This is a genomic window from Rhodococcus sp. MT28 (genome assembly GCF_058792695.1).
This window is the reverse complement of record NZ_JBXAFD010000001.1, coordinates 1,358,480-1,383,814: the sequence shown is the minus strand read 5'-3', so window position 1 is coordinate 1,383,814 and position 25,335 is coordinate 1,358,480. Positions and strand designations below refer to the sequence as shown.

General features: G+C 61.1%; 28 protein-coding genes. 11 read left to right on the top strand and 17 right to left on the bottom strand.

Annotated features, from left to right (window positions below; translation table 11 throughout):
• The first annotated feature begins 57 nt into the window (after positions 1 to 57).
• A complete protein-coding gene (locus AC1Q6C_RS06695) occupies positions 58 to 648 on the top strand; it encodes a GlcG/HbpS family heme-binding protein (RefSeq protein ID WP_003940245.1) in 591 nt (196 codons plus the stop codon).
• A gap of 246 nt (positions 649 to 894) precedes the next feature.
• On the top strand, positions 895 to 1,845 hold the full coding sequence (locus AC1Q6C_RS06690; RefSeq protein WP_003940156.1) for an alpha/beta hydrolase: 951 nt from the start codon (positions 895 to 897) through the stop codon (positions 1,843 to 1,845).
• Positions 1,846 to 1,903: 58 nt separating this feature from the next.
• On the opposite strand, the gene AC1Q6C_RS06685 is transcribed toward AC1Q6C_RS06690, so the two are convergent.
• From AC1Q6C_RS06685 to AC1Q6C_RS06675, 3 genes are all read right to left on the bottom strand, one after another.
• A complete protein-coding gene (locus AC1Q6C_RS06685) occupies positions 1,904 to 3,019 on the bottom strand; it encodes an NDMA-dependent alcohol dehydrogenase (RefSeq protein ID WP_042447159.1) in 1,116 nt (371 codons plus the stop codon).
• 79 nt (positions 3,020 to 3,098) lie between these two features.
• Positions 3,099 to 4,826 carry a PucR family transcriptional regulator gene (locus AC1Q6C_RS06680; RefSeq protein WP_257237583.1) on the bottom strand — a complete coding sequence of 576 codons (1,728 nt, stop codon included), beginning with the start codon at positions 4,824 to 4,826 and terminating at the stop codon, positions 3,099 to 3,101.
• 77 nt (positions 4,827 to 4,903) lie between these two features.
• Positions 4,904 to 6,313 (bottom strand): ABC1 kinase family protein, encoded by a 1,410-nt coding sequence (locus AC1Q6C_RS06675; protein ID WP_003940433.1) that lies wholly within the window; start codon positions 6,311 to 6,313, stop codon positions 4,904 to 4,906.
• 132 nt (positions 6,314 to 6,445) lie between these two features.
• On the opposite strand from AC1Q6C_RS06675, the gene AC1Q6C_RS06670 reads away from it, so the two are divergent.
• The 5 genes from AC1Q6C_RS06670 to AC1Q6C_RS06650 are packed head-to-tail and all read left to right on the top strand — an operon-like array spanning position 6,446 to position 10,328.
• Positions 6,446 to 6,865: a MerR family transcriptional regulator gene (locus tag AC1Q6C_RS06670; RefSeq protein WP_054827009.1), complete on the top strand. Its 420-nt coding sequence runs from the start codon at positions 6,446 to 6,448 to the stop codon at positions 6,863 to 6,865.
• A gap of 46 nt (positions 6,866 to 6,911) precedes the next feature.
• Positions 6,912 to 8,288, top strand: coding sequence for an MFS transporter (locus AC1Q6C_RS06665; RefSeq protein WP_042925156.1), 1,377 nt, complete (start codon positions 6,912 to 6,914; stop codon positions 8,286 to 8,288).
• Positions 8,285 to 9,304 (top strand): ABC transporter substrate-binding protein, encoded by a 1,020-nt coding sequence (locus tag AC1Q6C_RS06660; RefSeq protein ID WP_492666457.1) that lies wholly within the window; start codon positions 8,285 to 8,287, stop codon positions 9,302 to 9,304. The genes AC1Q6C_RS06665 and AC1Q6C_RS06660 overlap by 4 nt, the downstream gene beginning before the upstream one ends.
• A 21-nt stretch (positions 9,305 to 9,325) precedes the next feature.
• On the top strand, positions 9,326 to 10,045 hold the full coding sequence (locus AC1Q6C_RS06655) for a 2OG-Fe(II) oxygenase (RefSeq protein ID WP_007729749.1): 720 nt from the start codon (positions 9,326 to 9,328) through the stop codon (positions 10,043 to 10,045).
• Positions 10,035 to 10,328 carry an Ada metal-binding domain-containing protein gene (locus AC1Q6C_RS06650; RefSeq protein WP_007729748.1) on the top strand — a complete coding sequence of 98 codons (294 nt, stop codon included), beginning with the start codon at positions 10,035 to 10,037 and terminating at the stop codon, positions 10,326 to 10,328. The genes AC1Q6C_RS06655 and AC1Q6C_RS06650 overlap by 11 nt, the downstream gene beginning before the upstream one ends.
• Here AC1Q6C_RS06650 and AC1Q6C_RS06645 read toward each other — a convergent pair.
• From AC1Q6C_RS06645 to AC1Q6C_RS06635, 3 genes are read right to left on the bottom strand one after another with little or no spacing between them, the layout of a single operon-like run.
• Positions 10,291 to 10,719 carry a VOC family protein gene (locus AC1Q6C_RS06645; RefSeq protein WP_007729747.1) on the bottom strand — a complete coding sequence of 143 codons (429 nt, stop codon included), beginning with the start codon at positions 10,717 to 10,719 and terminating at the stop codon, positions 10,291 to 10,293. The genes AC1Q6C_RS06650 and AC1Q6C_RS06645 overlap by 38 nt on opposite strands.
• Positions 10,720 to 10,759: 40 nt before the next feature.
• Positions 10,760 to 11,242 carry an SRPBCC family protein gene (locus tag AC1Q6C_RS06640; RefSeq protein ID WP_003940319.1) on the bottom strand — a complete coding sequence of 161 codons (483 nt, stop codon included), beginning with the start codon at positions 11,240 to 11,242 and terminating at the stop codon, positions 10,760 to 10,762.
• A gap of 2 nt (positions 11,243 to 11,244) precedes the next feature.
• Positions 11,245 to 11,589 (bottom strand): ArsR/SmtB family transcription factor, encoded by a 345-nt coding sequence (locus AC1Q6C_RS06635; RefSeq protein WP_003939956.1) that lies wholly within the window; start codon positions 11,587 to 11,589, stop codon positions 11,245 to 11,247.
• A gap of 94 nt (positions 11,590 to 11,683) precedes the next feature.
• Here AC1Q6C_RS06635 and AC1Q6C_RS06630 point away from each other — a divergent pair, with 94 nt between their 5' ends.
• Entirely contained in the window at positions 11,684 to 12,340 is a 657-nt protein-coding gene (locus tag AC1Q6C_RS06630; protein WP_037128920.1) for an alpha-ketoglutarate-dependent dioxygenase AlkB family protein, read from the top strand.
• Positions 12,341 to 12,345: 5 nt separating this feature from the next.
• On the opposite strand, the gene AC1Q6C_RS06625 is transcribed toward AC1Q6C_RS06630, so the two are convergent.
• The 5 genes from AC1Q6C_RS06625 to AC1Q6C_RS06605 all read right to left on the bottom strand — a co-directional run bounded on the left by AC1Q6C_RS06625 (position 12,346) and on the right by AC1Q6C_RS06605 (position 17,211).
• Positions 12,346 to 12,492 (bottom strand): hypothetical protein, encoded by a 147-nt coding sequence (locus AC1Q6C_RS06625; RefSeq protein ID WP_020723613.1) that lies wholly within the window; start codon positions 12,490 to 12,492, stop codon positions 12,346 to 12,348.
• A gap of 183 nt (positions 12,493 to 12,675) precedes the next feature.
• Complete coding sequence (locus tag AC1Q6C_RS06620; protein ID WP_030536477.1) at positions 12,676 to 13,911, bottom strand: CynX/NimT family MFS transporter; 1,236 nt, start codon at positions 13,909 to 13,911, stop codon at positions 12,676 to 12,678.
• A 49-nt stretch (positions 13,912 to 13,960) separates the two neighbouring features.
• Positions 13,961 to 14,674 (bottom strand): FadR/GntR family transcriptional regulator, encoded by a 714-nt coding sequence (locus AC1Q6C_RS06615; RefSeq protein WP_003940486.1) that lies wholly within the window; start codon positions 14,672 to 14,674, stop codon positions 13,961 to 13,963.
• 217 nt (positions 14,675 to 14,891) lie between these two features.
• Positions 14,892 to 16,010, bottom strand: a complete 1,119-nt coding sequence (locus tag AC1Q6C_RS06610; RefSeq protein WP_492666456.1) for a hypothetical protein — start codon at positions 16,008 to 16,010, stop codon at positions 14,892 to 14,894.
• Between the two features lie 358 nt (positions 16,011 to 16,368).
• Positions 16,369 to 17,211, bottom strand: coding sequence for an NAD-dependent epimerase/dehydratase family protein (locus tag AC1Q6C_RS06605; protein ID WP_209922226.1), 843 nt, complete (start codon positions 17,209 to 17,211; stop codon positions 16,369 to 16,371).
• 86 nt (positions 17,212 to 17,297) lie between these two features.
• Between AC1Q6C_RS06605 and AC1Q6C_RS06600 the strand changes: the two genes are divergently transcribed.
• Positions 17,298 to 17,942, top strand: coding sequence for a ScbR family autoregulator-binding transcription factor (locus AC1Q6C_RS06600; protein WP_492666455.1), 645 nt, complete (start codon positions 17,298 to 17,300; stop codon positions 17,940 to 17,942).
• Between the two features lie 38 nt (positions 17,943 to 17,980).
• Here AC1Q6C_RS06600 and AC1Q6C_RS06595 read toward each other — a convergent pair whose 3' ends face one another.
• A complete protein-coding gene (locus AC1Q6C_RS06595; RefSeq protein WP_065351495.1) occupies positions 17,981 to 18,868 on the bottom strand; it encodes a ScbA/BarX family gamma-butyrolactone biosynthesis protein in 888 nt (295 codons plus the stop codon).
• A 168-nt stretch (positions 18,869 to 19,036) separates the two neighbouring features.
• The gene (locus tag AC1Q6C_RS06590) at positions 19,037 to 19,696 is read right to left on the bottom strand and encodes a helix-turn-helix transcriptional regulator (protein ID WP_047271918.1); all 660 of its coding nucleotides are present in this window, start codon (positions 19,694 to 19,696) and stop codon (positions 19,037 to 19,039) included.
• A 516-nt stretch (positions 19,697 to 20,212) separates the two neighbouring features.
• Between AC1Q6C_RS06590 and AC1Q6C_RS06585 the strand changes: the two genes are divergently transcribed.
• The gene (locus AC1Q6C_RS06585) at positions 20,213 to 21,712 is read left to right on the top strand and encodes a flavin-containing monooxygenase (protein WP_003940522.1); all 1,500 of its coding nucleotides are present in this window, start codon (positions 20,213 to 20,215) and stop codon (positions 21,710 to 21,712) included.
• Between the two features lie 82 nt (positions 21,713 to 21,794).
• Here the strand turns inward: AC1Q6C_RS06585 and AC1Q6C_RS06580 are convergent, their stop codons facing one another.
• Entirely contained in the window at positions 21,795 to 22,265 is a 471-nt protein-coding gene (locus tag AC1Q6C_RS06580) for a hypothetical protein (protein ID WP_492666454.1), read from the bottom strand.
• 77 nt (positions 22,266 to 22,342) lie between these two features.
• Here AC1Q6C_RS06580 and lexA point away from each other — a divergent pair, with 77 nt between their 5' ends.
• A complete protein-coding gene (gene lexA, locus AC1Q6C_RS06575) occupies positions 22,343 to 23,032 on the top strand; it encodes a transcriptional repressor LexA (RefSeq protein ID WP_172827072.1) in 690 nt (229 codons plus the stop codon).
• A 13-nt stretch (positions 23,033 to 23,045) separates the two neighbouring features.
• Here lexA and AC1Q6C_RS06570 read toward each other — a convergent pair whose 3' ends face one another.
• Genes AC1Q6C_RS06570 through AC1Q6C_RS06560 form a run of 3 tightly spaced genes read right to left on the bottom strand, consistent with a single transcriptional unit; the run spans position 23,046 to position 25,328 of the window.
• On the bottom strand, positions 23,046 to 23,459 hold the full coding sequence (locus AC1Q6C_RS06570; RefSeq protein WP_492666453.1) for a (R)-mandelonitrile lyase: 414 nt from the start codon (positions 23,457 to 23,459) through the stop codon (positions 23,046 to 23,048).
• A gap of 29 nt (positions 23,460 to 23,488) precedes the next feature.
• Positions 23,489 to 23,875: a DUF2255 family protein gene (locus tag AC1Q6C_RS06565; RefSeq protein WP_492666452.1), complete on the bottom strand. Its 387-nt coding sequence runs from the start codon at positions 23,873 to 23,875 to the stop codon at positions 23,489 to 23,491.
• A complete protein-coding gene (locus AC1Q6C_RS06560; RefSeq protein ID WP_202427086.1) occupies positions 23,850 to 25,328 on the bottom strand; it encodes an MFS transporter in 1,479 nt (492 codons plus the stop codon). The genes AC1Q6C_RS06565 and AC1Q6C_RS06560 overlap by 26 nt, the downstream gene beginning before the upstream one ends.
• Between the last annotated feature and the right edge of the window lie 7 nt (positions 25,329 to 25,335).

The window sequence follows — 25,335 nt, the reverse complement described above, 5'->3', positions numbered from 1 at the left end:
CCGGACGCGACGCTGTAGTGGACGGTTTCGAACCATTCGATTGAAAGTGTGCCCGACATGAACCACCGCATTTACACACGACTTCCCCGTACGCTCGCTGTCGCCGTTCCGGTTGTCGCAATCCTTGCCAGCGCCGCATGCTCGACCACCGACACACCGGTGGCGAACGCATCGAGCACGACGTCGATTACTGCCACGCAGCAGCCTGCCGCGACCGGTGATTCGGCGATTGTCACTCAGAATCGACTCAGTGCCGACGCAGCAGTGAAGGCTGCTGGTGCGGCCCTGGCGAAATGCCGCGCCGACGGTCTCGGCTTCGTCACCGTCTCCGTCGTAGACCGCGCGGGAAATGTCATCGCCATGGTGCGCGGCGACAACGCAGCCCAGCACACGGTGGAAGCCTCACGCGAGAAGGCATACACCTCTGCAGCTTTCGGAGCCGACACCAGTGACCTCTCGCAGCGTACCAAAGGCGAAGGATCAACCATCGCCGACCTTCCCGGCACTCTCTTCCTTGCAGGTGGAGTCACATTGAAGGCTGGAGCCGGGTCGATCGCCGGTATCGGTGTCGGTGGCGCTCCAGACGGAATGCAGGACCAAGCGTGTGCTGCCGCAGGTCGTGATGCGATCGCTTCGTCACTCGGCTGAGTGAGCGCATTCAGCGTGCTTCGTGAATTGTGCTTTTCGCCACCTGGATTCGCTCGGCACGACAGTTGTCCGATTGTTGCGATGACCTCGACTTTGTAACACCGGAGCCCCCGGAAAGGGACAAACACGTCGACAGTGGAACCGACGATGCACTTACCGAAGCGAGTTTCTTGATGCGCAGTTTCGGGGAAAGACACAACCTTGCAGAGAATCAGATTCACGTTGCCCGAACGCAATACACGGCGGGTGCGGGTGCTCGTAGCGGCGTTGTTGTCGATATTCCTGCTCGGCGGTATGTTCGGTCCGACCGCCGCGAGTGCTACTCCGGCGCGCTCGGCGCCATGGGGTGGGTACGACGAGTTGTGGGTCCCGTCTTCGATGGGAAACATCAAGGTTCAGGTGCAGTGGGCCGCGCGCGGTGGCAACGCCGCGTTGTACCTGCTCGACGGTCTTCGCGCGCAAAACGACAGAAATGCTTGGAGTTTCGAAACGAACGCACTCGATCAGTACCGCAATGACAACATCACGTTGGTGATGCCGGTCGGCGGTGAGTCGAGTTTCTACACGGATTGGTACGCGCCGTCCAATTTCAACGCTCAGCCGATAACGTACAGGTGGGAAACGTTCCTCACCCGCGAGCTTCCGGACTTCCTTGCAGGGTATGGCGTTTCACCAACCAACAATGCGATCATCGGGTTGTCGATGGGCGGCAGTGCCGCGTTGAACCTGGCGGGGCATCATCGGGATCAGTTCAAGTTCGCCGGCTCGCTGTCCGGCTACATCAATATCTCGGGTCCGGGTATGCGTGAAGCGATCCGCGTAGCCATGTTCGACGCCGGCCGGTACAACGTCGATTCGATGTGGGGCCCGCCGTGGTCATCCGGATGGCTTCGCAACGACCCGTTCGTCAACGCGGAATCGCTTCGCGGACTGTCGATGTACATTTCGTCGTCCAACGGCATCCCGGGACCGTACGATCATCCCTCTGCGCCGATCGATTACTTCCACACGGCGACGGGTATGGGGCTCGAGGCGCTCTCGTGGGTGCACGCGCGTGCATTCGAAATTCGCCTGAAATCCTTGGGAATCCCAGCGACGTACAGCTTTCCGCCCGCCGGAATTCACTCGTGGCCGTATTGGTCTGCTGAATTGTGGATGGCCAGAGGACAAATCCTCGACACCATGAACGCCTGGTGAAGCTGTAGTGAGGATCTCTCCGGACTTGCTCTCGATCGAAAGTCCGGAGAGAACTCGCTCAGAAGGCGATGATTCCACGGAGGTTGCGACCGGCATGCATGTCGGCGAAACCGTCGTTGATCTGGTCGAGGGTGTATCGGTTGGTGATCAGTCCGTCGAGTTCGAGCTTGCCGCTGGTGTAGAGATCGATCATCCAGGGAATGTCGGCGGTGGGATTGGATGCACCGAACAGGGATCCCTGAATTCTCTTCTGGTACAGCGTGAGTTCCATCAGGCTCACGGGAATTCCGACGTCCGTCATCTTCCCGAGGCCGGTGACGACGCAGGTTCCTGCCTTGCGGATCGACGAGAATGCCTGCGCGACATGTTCTCCGGTGGTGACACCGACGGTGACGATGGCCGAATCCGCGCCCTGGCCGTTGGTGAACGAGCGCGCTATGTCGGTGGCTTCCTCCATGGTGGCCACGGCATGGGTGGCGCCCAACTTCAATGCACTGTCGCGCTTGAACGCAACCGGGTCCACCGCGATCACGTGGGCGGCGCCGGCATGCGAGGCGCCCTGCACCGCGTTGATTCCGATTCCGCCGACGCCCATGACGATGACAGTCTGCCCGGGATACACCTGAGCGGAGTTGACCGCGGCGCCCCAACCGGTTCCGACGCCGCAGCCGAGCAGACACAAAGCGTCGAGTGGCAGGTGCTTGTCGACTTTCACAGCCGAGAGAGTGCTGACCGTGGTGTATTCACTGAAGGTGGACAGGCCGCAGGTTTGTGCGACGGGCTGACCGTCGAGAGACATTCTGTAACTTGAGGTTTCGCCGGGTCTGCTGCCGGTCATGATGGCGGCGCCGTTGTCGCAGAGGTTCTGGATTCCGCTTGCACACCAACGGCAACGGCCGCAGGCGGCGAGGAACGAGAACACGACATGATCGCCCTCGGACCATCCTTCCGTGTTCGGCCCGACCTCGACGACGATTCCGGCGCCTTCGTGTCCGCCGCAGATGGGGTAGCGGCCGACTCCGTGGTCGCCGCTGGCGATGTGATCGTCCGAGTGGCACAGGCCTGAGGCGACCATTTTGACAGTGAGTTCGCCGCTGCGGGGTGAATCGAGTTCGAGATCGACCACCTCGTATGTGCCTGGTGCTTGGCGAATGACGGCTCCACGAGTGCGCAAGGTATCTCCTGAGGTAAGAGTTGTTCTTCGACTTCCTCAGTTGTCTACTCGAGAGTTCAGGACGGGCTCGAGGCCTATCTCACTGATCGGACGTTTCGTATCTTTCAGACTCGTCCGGGGTGCGTCCCAAGATGGCGAGTTGCAGTTCGGTGAGCAGTCGCGTATCCGGCTCGTCCAACGAAATGCCCATGATCTGTTCAGCGCGCCGAATGCGGTAGCGCAGCGTGTTCGGATGTACTTTCAGAGACGAGGCGGCCTTCTTCACATCCCCGAAAGCTGTCAGGTAGGCCGTGAGCGTGAACTGCATGTCAGAGGCGTTCTTGTCGTCGTAGGAGACGAGTCTGTCGATACGAGGGTCCCGCAATCGCTCGTGATCAGCAACGAGGTCGAGTATCTCGCCCAGCAACACCGCGGTGCGTGACGCCGCGAGTGTGGTGACCTTCGAGGTTTCGTGATCATCGGTGGTATCGAGCACGCGGTCCACTTCTCGACGCGCCTCGGGTACGCCGTGCAATCGCGCGATCGGGACCGCGACGGCGGCGCGCACGCTGATGCCCGCACGGGCCTCGACTACTCCCACGGTGTCGTAAGCCCAGTCGCTGATCGCGACCTCGTGTTCGGCCTGAGGAAACAGCACGTAGATCCGGTTGTCGATGATCGTTGTGACCGCGTCGCTGCGGAATGCGCTGGCGCGCAGGCGCAAGGCGTTGGTGATTCGATCGAGATTCGATCCGGGCGCGAGTGATGTCGCAAATCCGATGACCGCAGACGGTCCGTCGGTGTTGATGCCGAAGGAGCCGGCCAGCGAGTGCATGTCGACTCCGCCGGAGCGAACGCCGAACAGCCTTTGCAATTGGGCATTCTCGCGGCTGGAGGCGTCCAAGGTTCGCATGAGAATGCGTGCGGCGACTGCCGCTGCACCCCGCAATACCGCTTGGGCGTCGTCGGAAAGAGGTTCAGAGGCGCGCTGCACCCAGATGCTGCCGAGATTGTGTTGGTGTGCAACAGAACCCGTCGGCGCTGACAGGTCCGGGCGGGTGATGCTCACAGCCAACCTGTGCGCGGCTCCGATGCTCGGCTCGGAGGGCAGACTGATGACCTCGTCCGATCGCCTGAGATGCTCGAACACGCCTCTGCGCTCTATCCATTCGGTGTATTCGATCGGCCACTCCCGGCCCAGTATGGAGAGCTGACGGAGTTCGTCTTCACCTTCGTGAGCAGCTGAATATGCGATGACATGGAGTGCCGTGTCGTCGATCGTCACGAGTCCGCCGGTCAATTCGGCGATCGTCTCCGAGAGCGCGAACAGATCCGAATCGCCACCGGCCACAGCTCCTGAGACGGCCCGCGAACGGTACATGCTCTGTGTCAGAAGTCGTTGTACGAGTGAATAGACGTGTCCGGAACTAGCCTGCGGATGTACCGCGGCCACTGCGATTCCGATGTTGCGTGCGGCGGTGAGAAGCGTTGTCGCCGCGCGCGCATTCTTGACGAGCAAGAGCTTCGGACGACGCCTCGCCGGCCTGCCTTCGAACTTTCGCAACCACTGCGTCAACGTCGATTCGGGAACTCCCACGGGAAGGTAAATGTCGGAGATCGCACCACGGCTGTCGGTGCCGTCGATATCGGAGGACTCGACGAGGGCGATCGAACGGATTTCGACATCGAGTCCGTCCGGGCTTTCCAGAAGCTCGATCACGGACTTGTCCGTGGAATGCATGAGGGCGCCGAGGGTGGTGCCGACACTCGGCCCGTTACTCCTCGGACCTGTCGACGCTTGCGGGAGGGCTACAGAAAGTGGCTGCACATTTGCTCCTCGGCCAGTGGGTCATTACAGGCTAACCCCGACAGACGAAATGCAGAATAAGGAAATAGGGGACAAATTTATTCGTCAGGCATGGTGATGCCGAGTTCCTGCACCTTTTCGGCGACTGCCTCTGGAAAAACGTTCTTGAACAGATAAAGGTCTTGTCCGATCACCCAACCAGGGGCCAAAGCCGTCGCATATCGTTCGAAGTATCCGAGTTGTTTACCGAAAAGAACCAATTCCTCGGGACTCGCAACGCCCCACTGCTTGCCCAACTGAATCAGTGCCATGATCAATTCACTGAGCTTGAGTTCACCCAGGTCACGGCCGAGAATCGGGGCCAGGGCCGTTGCGACCTGCATACCGAGCTGATCGTCGTCGACCTCGTAGTCGGTTGCATATCCCAAGGATCGAATTCCGCGGGCGACACGGGCGAAATCACCGTCGATGAGGGTCGCTCGGAACATGTCGGAAAGGATGGATCTCCAGGTCTCGGGAAGGACGCCGACGATGCCGAAGTCGAGCATCGCTATCCTGCCGTCGTCGAGGACCCACAGATTCCCGGCATGTACGTCTCCGTGAAACGGACCGTGAACGATGACTGATTCGAGCCAGACCTTCACTCCGCGTCGGATCAGCATGCGGGCTTCGTCGATACCGTCCGGACCGGCGACGAACCGATCCAGTGGAACGCCGCGCATGCGTTCCATGCAGATGACTCGGGGGCCGCAGTAGTCCCAGTACACCTCTGGTGTCGTGACTCCTTTGTTGTCGCCGAACGCACTGATGTTGTTCCGGAAAGTGGTTTGCCGGTCGGCCTCGACCGCGCTGTTCAATTCCGTCATCGTGGCGTTGTGCAGATCGCGAATGATGGCGGTGGCATTGGCAATTCGAAGGAACTCGACAAATTTCTCGAGGATGTTCGCGCCCCAGTACGCCGCCCGCAGGTCGATCAGCATCCGCGCATAGATGTCCGGACGCTGGATCTTGATGACCGCCTCTCGGCCGTCGTGCAGAACGCACGCGTGTACCTGCGCTACCGATGCGGCCGCGAGAGGTACGTCGTCGAATTTCGCGAACAGGTCGTCCACGGAGTAACCGAGGTCCTTCTGCACGACGCTTCTGGCCTGCTCGGCCGGGAAAGACGGAACATCGTCGAGGCAGCGTAGGCATGCATTGGCGACGGGGGCCGGGAACAGGCCGGACGACGACGCGACCAGTTGGCCGAGCTTGACGAAGGTGGGCCCCAGCGCGATGAAGCCGTCGACCATCCCGTCGGAAGCAGCGTCTGCCCAGGTGCGTCCACGCTTGCGGAAAGGCCACACGATCAGTGCCAGCATGATCGACGTGGACAACACGACGGCGATGATCGCGGAACGCCACAACTGGGCGAGGCCGAAGCGTTCGAGGTCCGGCATGCGGACTTCGAGGGCAGTGGCGGGCACTCCTGACGAGTACGGCCCGACAGGTCGCGTTGGATCCAGCACAGCTCTCCCTCGTTCAACGAGCGCATCCAGCATTTTGCCGTGAGATCACTTACGCGACCCCTTCCGTTAGTCAGTATGCCAAGTCACACATAACTGCCGGAACCGCCTACGCATTCAGCCTACGATCGGTGAATGCGTGAGCACTTGATCCCGATCGGCGAGGTTGCAAAATCGTTCGGAATCGCGGCGTCGACCTTGCGTTATTACGAGGACGAAGGACTGCTGTCCGCGCGGTCGCGAACTGGCGGTAAACGCTGGTACGGGCAGCGTGAGCTGCGCCGGCTGGCATTGATCCGGATGTACGCCGAGACGGGAATGTCATTGGAGCAGGTGCGGTCCTTCATCGAAACCGACACCACGTCCGAGCAGTTCTTCACAGTTCTCGCAGATCAAGTGTCGACACTCGAGGCACAGATCGCCGCTGCTACGCGAGCGAAGCTGATCCTCGAGCATCACCTGACGTGTCGGCAAGAGCGTCCGATGCAGTGCCCGTGGTTGCTCGAGCAGCTCGACATTCGTGTCGAAGCGGCGCTTGACTTCAAGTTGACTTGAACCTTCATAGTTAGGGCGCACTTACCGCCCTATCTGGAGGTTGACCATGTCGGCACGACGATGGCTGCCGCTCATCGCCGCATGCATCGGAACTTTCCTGTTACTGACGTACGCCACGATCACAACGATCGCGGTGCCGGCCATCGCAGTCGGTTTGGACGGCAGTACGGGCGCGATGTCATGGGTCGTCGACGCCTACACGCTGGCTCTTGCCGCGCTTCTGGTGGGCATGGGCGCACTCGGCGATGCGTGGGGACGCAAACGCCTCTACATCTGTGGACTGGTCGTGTTCCTGGTTGCAACGGCCGTGTGCGCGATTGCTCCGGACATCACGGTTCTGGTCGTTGCTCGCGGCGCGCAAGGAATTGCCGGTGCGGCGATGTTCGCGACACTCCTGCCTCTGCTTGGCGACGCTTATTCGGGCCGCGATCGGCACGTGGCTTTTGCCGCGTGGGGTGCCGTCGCTGGATTGGCGGCGGGAATCGGCAACGTTGCAGGAGGGCTGCTGACGCAGTTCTTCGACTGGCGTGCGGTCTTCTATTTCGGAATCCCCGTGGCCGCAGTGGCGCTCGCAATGGCTGTGTTCTGTTTCGCCGACAGTGAGCGCGGCGACGACAACATCGACTGGGCCGGAATCGTTTTGTTCACCCTCGCTGCCGTTGCCGCGGTTCTCGGCGTGACGTGGGGCGGCGACATCGGGTGGGCTTCGTCGTCGACAGCTCTTGCCTTCCTGATCGCAATCGGTGCGCTGACGGCGTTTGTGTGCTGGCAGCGTCGAGGCAGCAGTCCGATGCTCGATCCGGCATTGTTCCGATCCCTGAAATTCGACGGCGTCCTCGTCGCTGCTTTCGGGTACTACCTCGCGGCCTACGGCCCGCTCGTAGTCCTTTCACTGTGGCTGCAGAACGGGCTGGAACTGTCGGCATCGGCGGCCGCACTCGTGCTCTCGATTCAACCGCTCGCTTTTGTCTTCGTATCGGCCTTGTGTGGATCACGGCTTCAGCGCGTCGACCTTCGACTGTCGCTCGGATTCGGGACGATCCTTTGCGGAATCGGTTGCGTGGCCATGCTGTACGTTCTCGCCGAGCCGGTCTGGCCCGCACTGATCGCCGGGCTGATTCTGACCGGTGTCGGTTCGGCGATGGTGTCGCCGGTGCTGCCGGGTGCCGCGATGTCGGACGCCCCGGCAGAGCGCGCCGGGACGGCTTCGGCAACAGCCAACTCGTCGCGTCAATTCGGGCTTGCCGTCGGAATTGCGTTGTGCGGCTCGCTCTTCGTCGGTCCGGACGAGTTCGCCTTGCTGTGGCCGTTGGTCTTCTGTGCCGGCGTCGGAATGCTCACGGGTTTGGTGTCGATCCTTCTCTTTTCTCGTTCGTCAACTCCTGAAACAGTTCAACCAATCGCCGAAAGGGCACACACATGACCACGCTGTTCACTCTACGACCGCACCGGCGTATCGAGATGGACTGGAATCGCCGCAGGTTCCTCGGCGCTGCAGCAGGATTGGCTGCTGCGCTGGCAGCGGCCGGTTGCTCGCGTTCGGACGCAGACGCCGGGGGCGAAGGCGACGCAGGCTGGTCCTTCACCGATGATCGCGACAATCTGATCGAATTGGATTCACCACCAAGGACATTTGTCACCTACACCGGTATCGCGGGTGCTCTGTGGGATTACGGACTGGTGCCTGTCGGAGTTTTCGGGGCACTGACACGATCGCCGGGATCAACGGACACCAGCATCTCCGGCAATTTGGATTTCGCGAAGACCGACATGGTCGGGCAGCTCTGGGGACAAGTGGAACTCGAGAAGATCGCTTCGCTGGAGCCGGACGTCGTCATAGTCCCTCAGCTGCGTGGTTCGGCACTACTCGACGAGGCGAACTTGGATGCGGTGAAAGGCTTGTCGACAGTACTGTTCGTGGAAACGGCAGCAGGAACCATCGACCGAACCGTGCAAGAGATCGTGGAACTCGCCGTGGAACTCGGGGCGGACCAGGATATGGAGGCTCAGCGAAAAGACTACGACGCTGCGCGTGCACGGATCTCCGAAGTTGCTTCTTCGCTGAATAATTCACAGGTTTTGTTCGCGTCCGCAGATCCGGACACGATTCGTGTCAGTCGTTCGGGATTCCCGATCCTTGCAGATCTGGCGGGATTGGGCCTTGCCGTCGTCGATCCGGCCGCGGGATCGTCGGTCTACGTCGAGAAACTGGCTTGGGAGATGGCGGACCACTATCCGGCCGACATGATCTTCCTCGACGATCGCCCGTCCAGTTTGCAACTGGATACGCTCGGAACCAATCCTGCGTGGTCCAACTTGCCCGCGGTGAAGGCGGGGAAGATCGGGACCTGGAATCCGGAACCCGTGCTCAGTTATGCCGGGATCGCCCGTACGTACAACGATCTGGCTGACCAGCTGCTGGCATTCTCACATTCCTGACCGCCGCGTCGTCTACGACGTATGGACCTCTTCACCGCTCTGTCTGCTCGTGTTGAATCCCTCGATTGGCCTGCGCTGATCGAGGGAATCGACTCCAGTGGGTGTGCCCAGACGACGCCGATACTCGACGAGTCGGAATGTCGCGAAATTGCTTCCTGGTACTCGGAGGTCGACCGGTTCCGGAGCACCGTCGACATGGCTCGATACCGTTTCGGCCAAGGGGAGTACCGATACTTCGGTGATCCCGTACCGGAGCCGATCACGGCTATGCGATCCGCCTTCTACCGACACCTCCTGCCCGTGGCGCGGGAGTGGGCGTTCAAGCTGGGCGAGGGTGCACCGTGGCCGGATTCTTTCGAAGAATGGATCGATCAGTGTCACGACGCCGGTCAGAATCGCCCTACCCCGATCCTTCTGTCCTACGGACCTGGTGACTGGAATGCATTGCATCGGGACTTGTACGGAGAGTTGGTGTTTCCCTTGCAAGTCGTGATCGGGCTCGACAGACCTCGCATCGACCACGTCGGCGGCGAGTTCTTGCTCGTGGAACAGCGGCCGCGCGCCCAGTCGAAAGGGACGGTGACAGTTCTCGGGCAAGGTCACGCTTTGATCTTCACCACGCGGGATCGACCGGTGCAGAGTTCTCGTGGGTGGTCGAGAGCCCCTGTGCGACATGGTGTCAGCGTGGTGCACTCGGGTACGCGTAGAACATTGGGATTGGTGCTTCACGATGCCGAGTAAGACGTACATTCTCCGCGACGCTCGCAACAAACCCTACGAGAGTTCGACGCCCGGTGTGCTTGGCGGGCACCGGAAAACGAAGATCTACGGGCGACTCGACTGTCGAGGGGCCGCGCAGGCAATCGCGCGTGGCGGGTATGTCGCCAGTCGGGTGTTCTTCGCGGACGAGCCGACCGCGATTGCGGCCGGCTATCGCCCCTGTGCCGTCTGCATGCCCGAAGGTTACGCAGCCTGGAAGGCAGTTGCTACGCGCCGAAGCGGTCGCGGTACTCCTTCGGAATGAGCGGCTTGTCGCCGCGGACCTTCAGCTGCTGGACAGCCCAGGTATTGCCGTCCGGGTCGGCGAATCCGAAGAAGGTGCCCCCGTCACGCTCGTCGAAGACGGTGACCTCACTGGCATCGACGCCGCGGCCGATGAGCTCTTGGCGAGCCGCTGCAGCGTCGGCCACGACCAACTGCAATCCCTTCAACGAACCAGGGGTCATCTCGGTCTGCGACGGCAGGTTCCCGATGACGATCGAGCAGCCCGAACCACGCGGAGTGAGCTGGGCGACCGTCATGTGTTCGTTGACGGTGTGGTGGTCGAGATCGAAACCGACCTTGTCACGGTAGAACTCGATGGAGCGGTCGAGGTCACTGACGGGAACGATGACTACTTCGAGGGTCCAGTCCATGAAACTGCCTTTCGCTGAGGAGGTTCGGGCAAACAGGTGGTCAGAGTTGCGCGACGATCTTGTCCAGGCGTTCGTAACCTTCGGTGACGCCGAGCTCCATATTGCTCTCGATCATTCCGTCTCGCGCTTCGAGGCTCGGATATACGGAATGGCCGGAGAGGCGGGTGCGTCCGTTGCCCAGATCCTCGAACGTGATCGATTCGATGCTGACGACGTCGGGAAATCCCTCGTATTCGAAGGTCTGGATGGCAAAGTCGTTCTCGCGAACGACGTGAAATACACCGTTGAACCGGAACTCTTCGCCCTCGGGGTTGCGATGGACGTACTTGTATCGACCGCCGCTCACGAACTCGTATTCGTCGATCTCCATCTCGTATCCGTTGGGGCCGAGCCACTGCTTGACCAGATCGGGATTCGAATGAGCTGCGAAGACGGCACTGACGGGTGCGTCGAATTCGCGGGTGATGTCGATGTACGGCACGCCCTCAGGAGCCGTGATGGTGACGGGATTGGTGGTAGCCATGGCTAAGTCTCCTTCTGTGTGGTGCTGAGTAGGTGATCGAGCTTGCGGAACTGTTGTTCGTGGATCAGTCGATAGCGGTCGATCCAGGCGGTCAAAGCCTCGAGAGTTGCGGCGTTGAGATGTACCGGCCGCCTCTGGGCTTCGCGGCTGCGAGTGACCAAACCCGCGGCTTCGAGTACCTGAATATGTTTGGAGATGGCCTGTTTCGTGATCTCGAACGGCTCGGCCAACTCGTTGACCGTTTGGGGGCCGGTGCTCAGGCGGGCGATGATCCGCCGTCGTACCGGGTCGGCAAGCGCCATGAACGCTTTGTCGAGACGCTCGTCTGCCCCTGGATCCACGATCACTTGTCAACCATCTCCTTTATCAACCAACCTGTTGATTACGGTACGAGCCCATGGCGAGGGTGTCAATGCTTCGAAACCGATTAGCGTGGAAACCATGAACGCTCTGATTCCTCGGCCACGATTGGAAGTGGCGCCGGGGGCGATCCTCGTTCCGGATTGGCTCAGCGTCGAACAGCAACGCTTCTTGGTGGCCGAGTGCCGACGGTGGGCGACCGCACCCGTACCGATGCGCTCCGCTGTTGTCCCTGGTGGGCACAAGATGTCGGTGCAAACAGTCTGTCTCGGTTGGCATTGGCAGCCGTACAAGTACACGCGCACCGCCGACGACGTGAACGGTGCGCCTGTCGCAGCGGTGCCTGACTGGCTCGTCGACCTCGGCCGGGCCGCAGTTGCCGCTGCCTATGATGATCCGACTGCGGGGGAGCGGTACACGCCGGACACCGCGCTGATCAATTTCTACGACGAGGGCGCTCGGATGGGCATGCACCAGGACAAGGACGAGCGCTGCGACGCTCCCGTCGTCTCACTGAGCGTCGGGCAGAGTTGTGTCTTTCGATTCGGGAATTCCGAGAACCGGAACAAGCCGTACACCGACGTCGAACTCCATTCGGGTGATCTCTTCGTCTTCGGTGGAGAGTCTCGGTTCGCATATCACGGAGTGCCGAAAGTTATTGCGGGAAGTGCAAGTCCCGACATAGGTCTGCCGTCCGGGCGGCTGAACATCACGCTGCGCGATACCGGAATGTCGTGACTGTCTCACCCCTGCTGTGCCACTGGTGCAGCAGGGTCGAAGTCTGCGCTCGAAGGTCCGTCCCCGACCATCTCGATCAACTCGGTCGACGGTGGAGTTGGCAGCGTGCGCCAGCGCTCTCGTTCGAGGTTGTGGGGTTGTGTCTCGTTCATGCCCTCATTATCGACTTCCGGCTCCGATCCACCAGTCGGGGATGGGCCGGGTGCAATTCGGTAGGCCGTTGAGCGCCCCGCTCTCTCGTCGACATCCTCGGACCTCAGCACGTCGACGACAGTTCGGGTCGCGGCACGGGTCTGGGGAGGTTGGTGGGTGGATTCGAGGCGACCGTGGTTCGCTTATCCCAGTGTCTTGTTGCGGCCGGCGAGGGAGCCGAAGACGAGTTGCACGGCCAGCAGCACCAGCAACGCGATCAGCGGAGTCGTCCAGGAATCGACGGCGTCGTGCAGTGCACCGAAAACGAGGGGACCGGTGGCGGCCAGAAGGTATCCGACGGACTGTGCCATACCCGAGAGTGCCGCTGCTTGACCGTGATTGACAGTGCGTATTGCGAAGAAGGACAAGGCAATGACAATCGATCCGCCGATGCCGATGCCGAGGAATGCATTCCACAGCAGGGCCCAGGAGGGGAGGAGGAGTTGGCCGAGAACTGCCACTGCGGCGACCGACACCAGCCCGAGGACGGCTCCTCTCTGATCCTTGGGCAGTTTGTGCAGGAGCACTGCTGTGAGGAGGCTGCCGACGATCGAGAATATTTGCATGATGCCTTGATGCAGTCCGGCTGTAGCCGCGGTAGTGCCGTGTGATTCTTCAATGGTGGGCCACCATGTCAGAACGGTGTAGAAGAAGAGAGATTGGACGCCCATGAATATTGTGATCTGCCACCCGAGTGCTGAGCGCCAGGGGGAGCGATGGCCGCCTGGATGGGGATCCAAAGCCGCAGCGTGATCGTGTTTCGGAAGCGTGCGTCGGCGAAGTTGGGGAAGGAACACCCCAAATCCTATGAGAGCCATAGCAGCCCAGATTCCGAATGCGATCCGCCAACCGTGATCGGTGAGACCGGCGATCGGCACGGCAAGTCCGGATGCGGTTGCGGCGACGGCTGCAGAGACCGCCGAGAAGATGCCGGTCAAACGGCCGGCTTCGGTCGGGAAGTCTCGTTTGAGGAGCGCCGGCAGTAGAACGTTCATTGTTGCGATGGTCATGCCGAGCGATACGGTACCGATCCACAGCGCAGGCATCCACGGAACAGAGCGGATCACGATCGCTAAGGCGAGCATGCCGAGTGCTGCTGCGAGTGTCCGTTCCATTCCCCACCGAGCTGCGATGACCGGGGCAACGGGGGAGAACACTGCGAAGCACAGCAGTGGAAGGCTGATCAGCGCTGATGCTGTTGTCGACGAGATATCGAGATCGGTGCGTACCTCACCGAGTAGCGGGCCGACGACTGTGATTGAGGCTCGAAGATTGGCTGCGATGAGAAGAATGCCAGCGATAACGAGTCCTCGGCGCATTATCGGTATCGCGCTCGGGGCAGACGCCACGTTTTCGGTGTCGGAGATGACGTTAGCCATAGGTGTGCCCTTCTGAGATTGTCTGTGCGCTGAACCTCTTGTGTGTCAGCTACTTCGGCATGTTTTGCAGAAAGAGGGATCGGCTGTGGTCCATCAGTCGGACCACTGCGGCGGCTGCGCCGTCCGGATCGCGGTCACGGATAGCCGCAAGCAGCTGCCGGTGTGGGTCGTCGTCGGTCCAAGGTCCGATGAACAGCTGTCGAGTCTCCTTGTCGGACTTACCTTGTGGGATGCTCATGGTGTCAGAGCGATCGAGACTGCGGTAGATGTCCGTGATCAGTTGGTTCCCGCTCGCTGCGAACATCTCCAGGTGGAAGTCGAGGTCGTACTCGACGGATTTGGCGACGTCGGGCTCAGCGTCTCGGCCATCCAAAGCCCGAGTCATTCGGTCGATGTCTTCGGGCAGGGCTCGTTCGGCAGCGAGTCGGGCGGCGTAGAGCTCCAAAGCTTCACGGGCTTCGAAGATTTCGAGCACGTTCTCCGCCGCTGCACGTCTTTGAAGTGCAATTTCGAGTTCTGAGCTCGCGCAGACGTAGGTTCCGTCTCCCGGGCGTGCTTCGAGGAGGCCGGCATGGACGAGGCCACGAATGGCCTCCCGGACTGTATTGCGGCTCGCGCCGGTCATTTCGACAAGTTGATGCTCGCCGGGGATCTTCTCCCCTAATTCCCAGTTGCCAGAAGTGATCTGGGACCGCAGTTGTTCCGCGATCTGCACTGAAAGTGGGATGTTGCGTGCGGTGGGTGCGATACGGGAATCCGGCATGAGTCAAATGTAGGACATTTGGCGATTTGTGGATAGGTTTACCTTTGTGATCTAGGGCACTCGGGTTCGGATCGGCCTGGGCGGGTACCGCCCTTCTGCATGTCTGCGTGCACGTGAGTGCTCCTGCCGACCGCGCACGGGCAGTTGACTCGACTCGGAGGGCAACTGCGATCGATTCCTCGCGGAACCTCATACCTAGCAGGCCCTCACGTGCGGGTCATTGCTGCGATTCCAGCGTCCACGCGGGCTGGTCGGTCACTTCCGGGCCGTCGTGCAGCACCCAAACACACGGCTCGGAGATGTAGGTGGCAGCATCGGTGAACCAGTATGTTTCGTCGGGTGCCCAGCCCGCGATGACGCTCGCCGTGTCGGTATCGACCTCGATCGCGGTTCCTGCTGCCGCGAGGTATCCCGTCACGGTAAGGTGCACTCCCTCAAATCTTTCCGCGACTTGCACCCAGTCGGGGATGACCCACCTGCCTGATCGGCCGGTAGTCCGGTACCAAACCTGCCGCGTTTCTGCGGTGACCTCGAGCGGGAACCGTCTGCACAGCTCCGACCAGGCTTGCGCGCTGTCGATCTCGTAGATGCGTGCGCCAGTCGGTGGCCGCAATGCTCGCACGACGACCCGTTCCCGTCCCATGCTGTCTTCGACGAACCACAAGCCCGCCGGAGTCCCGTCGAACAGCGCCCTCGTCGAACCCTTAGTGGGTGGATTCGACCACCAATAACCTGACCAGTTCGCCGCGGGATCCACCGGGCGGTCACGTTCAGCTCTCGCTTCAGATTCCAGGGTGCTCGTGCGCCACTCGCTGAGGAGTTGTTGCGCAGCAGGCACTTCGTCTGTGTCCGGAGATTCCTCACCTCTGCTCATAATCGACCATTGGTCGGATGAGGCGAGCGAGGTTGACCACCACCGCGCGCATTCGGAGCCGGCGATGTGCTCGGCGACGCGTCGAAGCTCATCGCGCATAACTTCGGTGGCGACGAGGACGTCTTCTCCGTCGGGATCCTGCCAGTAACGCGCCGCATCGACCGCTTCTGCGAGGGCGGAGCGTAGATCGACGGCGGTGACGTCGGGGAGCGATATTTCCGTGAGGCTGCGCGCCACGTCCTCCGCGGTGACTATGGTCTGCCGGGCCTCTTCGGCGCCCGGGCCGAACAACACTCGGGAGGTTCCTTGTCCGACGTCGAGGTGATACGCCGCCCGGTGAGCGCTGATGCGGAACATGTCGTCGCCTGACTCGGGACGCAGGGCGCGTTCGGCGTCGATCGCATACGCGAGCAGCATCCGGCGCCCGCGCGGGCCCGACAGCAAAATATCCGCAGTGAGCATCTGTTCTCCCGTTTTCTGGTTCAGATGACGGTAGTCGAGGTCAGCGAGATGGAGAGCCTTCTCCCGTGATGTCAGAGCTCCTGGCCGTTTCGTCGCGCACGACATGATCGCCACACACTGCATTCGGTGGCGAAGGCGGACGGAAGGGAGCCCCAGGCTGCTGCCAGTCGCGTGAACGCCGCTTCTTCGGTGTGCGCGATCACTGCCGTCTTTGTGTAGCTGTGGTTTTCGTCGATCAGAGCTCTCTGTTTGCCTGTAGTGACTGCGAAATAGGTCGTATTGATTGCTGAGGCTGAACAATAGAGAGGGCTGAAAAAGTTGGGAGACAGGTGTTTTGGCAGGAGTGATCCGTGTGCCATCAGTACAGTCTCGACCGGAACCAGTGATCGAGGCTGATCATGTCGATCTGGTGCATGTCGAGACTCAGCTGGGCAGCAGCTTTCACCGCGTCGGCGCGGGGGATAGAGTTCTGGGGCAGAGTCCAGTTGGTCTCCCGTGCATGTTGCTCGAGAAGGTCGATGACTGTCCGCGGGACAGGCTCGTTGACGTGAAGTGTTGAGCCGTAGCGAAATTGCTGTTCTATCGACAACTCGTAGATGGATCGGGCGAGTAGGTCTACGTCGACTACCGACAGGACAGCGCTACCGCCGTCGATGATCGAGTCGAGGCGAGAGACAATTCGCGTCAGTGTCGGAAGAAACCATCTGTCGCCGGGTCCGTACACGAGATGCGGCCGGACGACCAGGCCTCCGGCGTCGCGCACGAACTTCTCGGCGAGAGCGCGCGTGCGACTGGCAGGTGAGAAGGGGCTGAGAGGTGCGCCGTTGACCGGCAAGTCTCGAAACGGTCCCGGCCCGTACACGGCCGCGGTACTGACGTAGAGCAAGCGTTCGACGCCGACGGTGGCGGCCATCGACGCAACGTTCTGTACGCCGTGTTGGTTGACGTGAACGCACCGTTGTTCGTCGTCGCCCACGTACGACACGCAACAGATGACGGTCGACGCCTGACTCATTGCAACTCGTAGAGAAGCACTTTCGTTGATGTCGCCGATCACGGTGGCGATTCCTTCACGGCCGAACTGTTTGGCTGCGGTGGCCGTGCGAACGAAACCGATTGCAGCGTTTCCGTCGCGGGAAACCAGCTGTTTCATCACTGCGGAGCCGATGAAACCAGTGGCCCCGAGTACCAGAGTCGTCACGGTGTGTCCGTGTCGAGAGCGTTGCTGCGGGCTCTTTCGACGTATCGTTGAGATTCATTCCGTCGGCAACGAGAGCTGGGTAGATCATGCAGGAGCGTGCTGTCCTGACGCGCCAGGCCGTCATTTTGGGTGCTGCGAAGAGCTTCGAGAAGTTCGGGTACTCCGCCAGTTTGGGCACGATCTTGCAGCACGGGGGTGTGTCGAAGGGTGCGATGTATTTTCATTTCGTGTCCAAGGAGGAGCTTGCGCACGCGGTCATCGCAGCGCAGCACGGTATGGCGATGGAGGGTACCCGGCGGGTTGCTGCGCACTCCGACATCGCGGTCGAAACCCTGGTGCTCGTTTCGCAGGAGATGGCTCGGCAGCTTGTGACCGAGCCCATCGCGCGAGGTGGCATGCGGTTGACGATGGAGATCGGCAGTATTCAAGGCCCCATCGAACAGCCGTACCTCGATTGGATCGAGGCTATCAAGCAGGTGGCAACCCAAGCGGCCGAAGCCGGCGATATCGTCCCGGGCACCGATATCGACGCGTTGGCTCGATTTGTGGTGGGGTCGTTCACCGGAGTGCAGATTCTCTCGGAAATGCTGACGGGCAGAACCGATCTGTACGAGCGGTTGAGTCAGATGTGGAACCTGGTGCTGCCAACGATCGTCCGCGAGGACAAGTTGGCGCACGTCATGCAACTGGCGGCGCTTGCACCGAGAGAGTGGGAAGCACCGAGCGCTTGACGTGGAAGACGCGACGAGAAGAACGTGTTCGTTCCCTCTCATGATTGGTCCGCAACTGTAATTTCGAGTTCCGCGGTGGTTTCCAGTTCTTGAGTGAACCGAACTCGGTGCACATGGCCCGACGCGTCAAGGGGGATCGTTGACACCTCGCACGGCGTTTCCCATTCAGTGAACCTCGGAAAGACCGCCGAGAGTGAGGCGATCTTTGTTGCTGGGTTGCCGATGTGAAATCGGAGCGCTTGTCGGGCGGCCTCGAAAAGTATCATTCCTGGGATGTGGTCGACGGGGTGGTCGAAAAGGGAGTGGTTGCGCGGATCGGGAGCGCAGAACATCGCGTGCCGAGCAGGATCAGTGCTGATGAGCACATCTCCATCGGTTAGGCGTCCGACTCGCTCCGATCCGACCACCGCGGCTCCGGAAGGAAGGATGCGTCGGCTCGGGCGGTGGTCTTCTCGTCCTTGCCGAATTCGACGGTATCCCTCGGGGCTGACTCCTCGCGCAACAGCGTTGCATCTGGCGACGTGCCGGTTGCCCTCGCTGAGGATCCCCGACACTTCGACCCCCGAAACCGCTCCGTCGCGATGAGTGAGGTTGTCCACTGTCATCGAGAAACTCAACGGCTCCGCGACTGATTGCACGTCGAGCGCGTCCAGCATCTCGAAGCTGAACGTTTCCATGACGAACTTGTAGTGCAGTGGAATCTCGTATCGGGTGTGGCACAGAAGCACCACTGCCTGTCGAAATGCTTCTGCCACCCCGAGCGGATCGTGTTGCTCGCTCGATACGTCGAATATCCGGTGCGAGACCGGGAGTTGCACAGCAACCTGGTACGCCGAGTCCGATTCGATCCGGTAGTCCGTCAAGAAAACCTCGGCAACAGCATGTCTGTGGACGAGATGCCGCGGCACTGTGCGTGTGTATTCCATTGATTGAATGCACCTTTCGATGTTCACTCGTGTCTTCGGTGTCGTGTAGGACCTAATATTCGACGTCCGGGCGCGTCATCGAATCGTCAAAATTGACGATCTTTTCGAAGGTCGAGTTCGATCAGGGGCGGCACCCCATCTCGGCGAGTGTGTCTGGGGCACTTCCTGCTAGAAGCGTCCGATCCGAAGTTCCAGTGGGTGTCTGCGTGCGTCGTGACCAGAGCGGCGGAGCATCGCGCATGCCTCCAGCTGGGAATGCACCCCCAGTTTTTGCAGGATGCTTCGGATGTGGGCGCGAACCGTGGTCGGTGCGATGTGGGCGGTTCGAGCAATCGAGTCGACATTCGAGCCTCCGTAGAGAAGGCCCACGATCTCGAACTCGCGATCGGTGAGACTGCTGATTCGTGCGAATTCTTCGGTGCGCAACCGGATGCGTTGTACGAGCGAGGACTTGTCGTGTGCAGACCGAGCGGAGTTGGGGTTGATCGCGGCCTGCAGCTCATCGAGCAGGGATGTGAATGGCAGTTGAGAGTTGAGCACGGCGTGGGCGCCCGCTGCGAGCCCCCGAATCATGGAGTTGCCGCTACTGAGATCGCCGACCAGGACCGATCCCTCGAGCGCGGAGAGCTCCTTCACCTGCCAATCGACGCCCCCGAGTGGTAGGAGAACGAGCGCTCTACCGTGATCGCTGGTGTGATGCCTTAACAGGCTCATGTCTGCGGTTTGTGGCTCGGAATAAGCCCTGGCGCTGATTCCGGCAGCGATTGCATTGGCGAACCCTCGATTGCTATGAGTGGTGTACACGGTGACTGTGCTGGAGAGTGTCATAGCGACTACATCTCCGGTGGAGGTCCGCTCCGCCCGCTCTCTTCGCTGCGAAACCAAAACCGTTGCTTTCAGCGTGGTTTCGTCAGCAGGTTAGCTATCGCAGTGACCTTTCCGCTGATGCGCACGAAGGTTACGGCGATATCGCAGTTGCCCGTCTTCCCATGGAAACTCGCGCGTTCGACACCTGATCATGGACCTTCGAATTATGCTGGGGCGCTGAATATTTGGGCGATGAGCATCCCGTGTAGACGAGTCATTGGGCGTTCCGTCGACGACGTGAACAACTCTCCGGTGTCTCGAGGCATTCAGGCGTCTCGATCGAGTTCCGCGAGGCCGGTGCGTCGCGCCTCAATGTTCCGTGCGCGGCCGGGTCGAGATATTGACTGTTACCGTCAGTTGCACATACCCTGTTCATTGGCGCTGACCTTAGGGAACCCGGCCTGAACCGGCCGATCGTTCTCGGTCACTGCCGACGCCAGAAGTAGCTTCGCGACGACCGACGAAACGAGTTTCCTCATGACACAGCATGTCGACGTACTGATCATCGGCGCTGGCTTGTCCGGAATCGGCGCGGCTTGCCACCTCATTCGTGAGCAGACCGGAAGTACTTACGCGATCCTCGAACGCCGCGAGAACATCGGTGGCACCTGGGACCTGTTCAAGTATCCCGGCATCCGATCGGATTCCGACATGCTCACCTTCGGATTCGGTTTCCGTCCGTGGATCGGAACCAAAGTGCTCGCAGACGGCGCCAGTATCCGTGACTATGTCGAGGAAACCGCCAAGGAATACGGCGTCACCGACCACATCAACTTCGGCCGCAAGGTCGTGGCAATGGACTTCGATCGCGCGACTGCTCAGTGGTCCGTGACCGTCCTGGTCGAGGCGACGGGGGAGACCGAGACGTGGACCGCGAACGTCCTCGTCGGCGCCTGTGGTTACTACAACTACGACAAGGGATACCGCCCCGCCTTCCCCGGTGAGGACGACTTCCGTGGTCAGATCGTGCACCCGCAGCACTGGCCGGAGGATCTCGATTACACCGGAAAGAAGGTAGTGGTCATCGGTTCCGGTGCCACCGCGATCACCCTGATCCCGTCGATGGCCCCCACTGCCGGTCACGTCACCATGCTGCAGCGCTCGCCCACGTGGATCCAGGCGCTTCCGTCCGAGGACCCTGTTGCCAAGGGTCTCAAGCTTGCACGCGTTCCCGACCAGATCGCTTACAAGATCGGTCGAGCCCGCAATATCGCACTGCAACGCGCCAGCTTTCAGCTCTCACGTACCAATCCGAAGCTGGCGAAGAAGCTGTTCCTCACCCAGATCCGCTTGCAACTCGGCAAGAACGTGGACCTGCGTCACTTCACCCCCAACTACAACCCGTGGGATCAGCGCCTGTGCGTGGTTCCCAACGGGGACCTGTTCAAGGTGCTCAAGAGCGGCAAGGCCGACATCGTCACCGACCGTATCGCCACGTTCACCGAGAAGGGCATCGTGACCGAGTCGGGCCGCGAAATCGAGGCCGACGTCATCGTCACGGCGACCGGCTTGAACGTACAGATCCTGGGCGGGGCGACCATGAGCATCGACGGCGAGCCCGTCAAGCTCAACGAGACGGTCGCCTACAAGAGCGTGCTCTACTCCGACATCCCGAACTTCCTGATGATCCTCGGCTACACCAACGCATCCTGGACGCTCAAGGCAGACCTGGCCGCGTCCTATCTGTGTCGCGTACTCAAGATCATGCGTAAGCGCGACTACACGACTTTCGAGGTTCACGCCGAACCTGAGGACTTCGCCGAAGAATCTCTCATGGGCGGAGCCCTGACCTCGGGCTACATCCAGCGCGGCGACGGAGAGATGCCGCGTCAGGGTGCCCGCGGTGCGTGGAAAGTGGTCAACAATTACTACCGCGACCGCAAGCTGATGCACGACGCCGAGATCGAAGACGGTGTGCTGCAGTTCAGCAAGGTCGATATTGCTGTCGTGCCTGATAGCAAGGTCGCCAGCGCATAGTCGGCTCCACCGGGGGATGGACCGGTCGTACCAGTGGGGACGTCGGAGAATGTGCTGGAGATGTTGCGTCGACGTACCCGCGTCACGGGGTTTGCGATCGGTGAGTTCGCTTCCGTAATCGTCGGTTGTGCACCACCACGGGAAGAACATAGGTAGCGACCATGATCACGGCGAGCAGTCCGAGATAGAGATATGGCCAGGTCCATCCCGCTGCTCGTATGGCCAGCAACGATCCGCCCATGATCAAGGGCATCCCGGCCCCGGCGAGCAGGTCGACGTCACGGGGCGAGACGGGTGGGGTTCCGAGCAGAGGTACGCGGCTGCCTGAGTTTTCTCTGATCGTGCGCATCACTGACATGCAGTAGAGGGCGGCGCCGGCGATCGCGATCGCCGCGCCAAGTGCAACTTCGACGACGCCGGTTCTCGCGGACATCAATGCGTAGGCAAACACACCCACCGTTCCCAAAGTGACCGGTGCCGACTTCCAGATCGGCGTCGACTTATGGGTGTCGGCGGGAACACTGACCGGGCGCATCGGTTCGAGAGGCTCCATCAGCTCAGCGTGCCATGCGCCGCTCGGGAAACAAACTGCCTGTGCCGTTTCTGGCAGACTCCGGCTGCCTGGCCTGGATGTCGGGACCCCTCACTACGATTCTCGTCGTGACCGATTACGACGATCTCGACATGTTCGGTGGCCTCGACGCCTCCTCCCTGCCGCTCCGCCAGCAGCAGATTCTGATGACCATCCGGGATCTCGTGGCTGCCAACGGGTGCACGCCGAGCACACGGCAGATCGGAGACGCGGTTGGTCTGCGCTCGACGTCGACGGTGTCCAAGCACCTCAAGAGTCTCGAAGAGAAGGGCTTCCTCCGTAGGGGAGCGGCCATGGCTCGGCAGTTGGACGTGCGGCCGTTCCTCGTAGGCGCGAAGGAACAGTCGTCGTCGAATACGGTGACGGTTCCGGTCGTCGGTGACATCGCGGCCGGCGCGCCGATCCTCGCGGAGGAGCACGCCGACGAGGTGCTTGCGCTTCCTCGCGAGCTCGTCGGCTCCGGCACGGTGTTCGGACTTCGGGTGCGTGGTGAGTCGATGGTCGACGCAGCGATCTGTGACGGTGACGTCGTCGTGGTGCGCCGCCAGGACGAAGCTCATTCCGGTGAGATCGTCGCCGCGATGATCGACGGCGAGGCCACGGTGAAGGTGCTCCGGCGTCGCGACGGTCACGTGTACCTCGAGCCTCGCAATCCCGCGTACAGCGTCATCGACGGCGATCGCGCGGTCATCCTGGGCAAAGTTGTTTCCGTGATGCGCCGTATCTGAGAGGTGTCCGGTCTCAACGACGTTTGGCGCGGGGACCGCCGTATTCCTCATCGGTGACTTTGTCGCCCCATGTAGTTTCGGTGCTTCCGCCGCCGGGTCCTTCCCACAGCGCAAGGTGGGTCATGAAACGGTCGGGTGCTGCGCCGTGCCAGTGTTCCTCTCCTGCCGGGGTATAGATGGTCTCGCCCGGATGAACTTCGACGATCTCGCCGCCGCGAGCTTGAACCAGCGCGGTCCCGGAGACGATGTGGAGGGTCTGTCCGAGGGCGTGGGAATGCCAGTCGGTTCGCGCGCACGGTGCAAAGCGAACCATGTTGGCGCGCATCCTCGACGGCTCCTGGCCGGCGTAGATGACGTCCCACCAGACGTCGCCGGTGAACCAGTCGCTGGGTGCTTTGCTGGTGGGCTGGGGCTTCAAGATTTCCATGAGGTCTCCTCGGAATCGAAAGGGGCGGTTCAGTTCTGCGTCAGCGGAACAAGTCGAATGGTGTTGGGTGCGGCGGCGCGGCCGGTGACGGAGCCGACGATCTGCGGGCCGTAGCGGTCGTACTTGGTGTGATAGGCGGAGTCGATCGACGAGTGGGCATCCGGTGCGGCGGACTCGAACGCCACGTCCCGCTCGATTCCTCCTGCTCGGATTCGGCCCGTTCCACTTGCCGTTGCTCGGACGAACCACGGGTTGTCGGTTCCGTAGGCCGAGCGAACGTACAGTTGGTTGCCGGTACGGACAACCCAAATCGTGACGTACGGCCTTGCGGTTCCGTCTCGGCGGTACGAGGAGACCTGCAACTCCTCGGCGTCGCCGATCTTGGTCAGTTCAGCCTCGGTCCACGAGTGCGACATCTCGGCTTCCTTTCTCCTGGTCGAATTGCTTTGCGGTACTTCGCGTTCTCGTAGCCGGGACGATCAGTGCGAGGACGATGACGAGACAAGCGGCGAGCAGGGCGGTGCCTGCGGTGAGAGCCGTTGATACGTGATCGGTGAGTGCCGTTGTAGCGTCGTCGGCAGAGGATCCGGCGCCCGCGGAGACTGCGACGAGGATGCCGAGTCCGAGAGCACTGCCCAGTTGATGTGCAGTGTTGACCAATCCTGATGCGGCACCGGCATCTTCGGCCTGTACCCCGGAGATGCCAGCAGAAGTCAGTGGGGCGAAAGCCAACCCCTGTCCGGCGCCGATCAAGATCATCGGAAGTGCTATCGCAGTGAGGTACGTGCTGCCGGGATGGACCAGACTGAGCCACGCCATCCCGGCTAGGGTGACGGCAATGCCAACCGACAGAATTGCGGAATTTCCGAATCGCGGTGTCAGTCGCGGAATAAGCATCGCCACAGCAAAATTGACGATCGTCATCGGGAAGAAGGCGATGCCTGCTTGGAACGCGCTGAAGCCCATGACGCCTTGGAGTAGCTGAGTCGTGAAGTAGAAGAATCCGATCATGGCACCCAGATAGAGCATTCGGGCGGCGTACGCCCCGGATCGCTCCCGGCTACGGAACAACCTCAGTGGCATGATCGGCTGCTCCGCTCTCGCTTCGTTGAGGAAGAGCAAGGTCAGTAGTATCGCCCCGGCCGCCAGTGTCGCAACGGTGATCGGTGAGGTCCACCCCGCTTCGGCCGAGTTGACGGTGCCGAAGACGAGCGCGGTCATCCCGAGTGTGGCGAGAACAGCGCCGGCCACATCGAAACGTCCGGAGTTGGGCTCGGTTTCCGGAATGAACCGGGGAGCGAGAGCGATCATCGCGATACCGATCGGAACGTTGATGAAAAAGCCTGCGCGCCAAGACACCCAGTCGGCAAGGGCGCCGCCGATCACGAGTCCGAGGCTGGCGCCTATTCCCGCAGCAGCGCCGTACCAGGCAACAGCGCGCGTTCGCTCCGGGCCGGGCGGGAAACTGGCGGTCAGCAGTGACAGCGACGCCGGGGCGACCACTGCTGCTCCGACGCCTTGGAGAGCGCGCGCTGCGATGAGCCACCAACCGTTCGGCGCGACCCCGACGAGAAACGACGCAATCGCGAAAATCGCGAGACCGGCCACGAATACGCGACGACGGCCGAAGATGTCCCCGAGGCGAGCACCCAGCAGGAGAAGCCCGCCGAACACCAGGGTGTAGGCGTCCTGGACCCAGGACAGCCCGGTTGCCGAGTAACCCATGCTGCTTTGGATGCTGGGTAGCCCGGTGAAGATGATCGAATTGTCGAGCAGGATCATGAAATAGCTGATCAGAATGATCGCCAGGATCGCGGTGGGATTGATGCGACCGGCAACAGGACGGGTGGCAATGTGGGTCACGCGCATCTTCTTC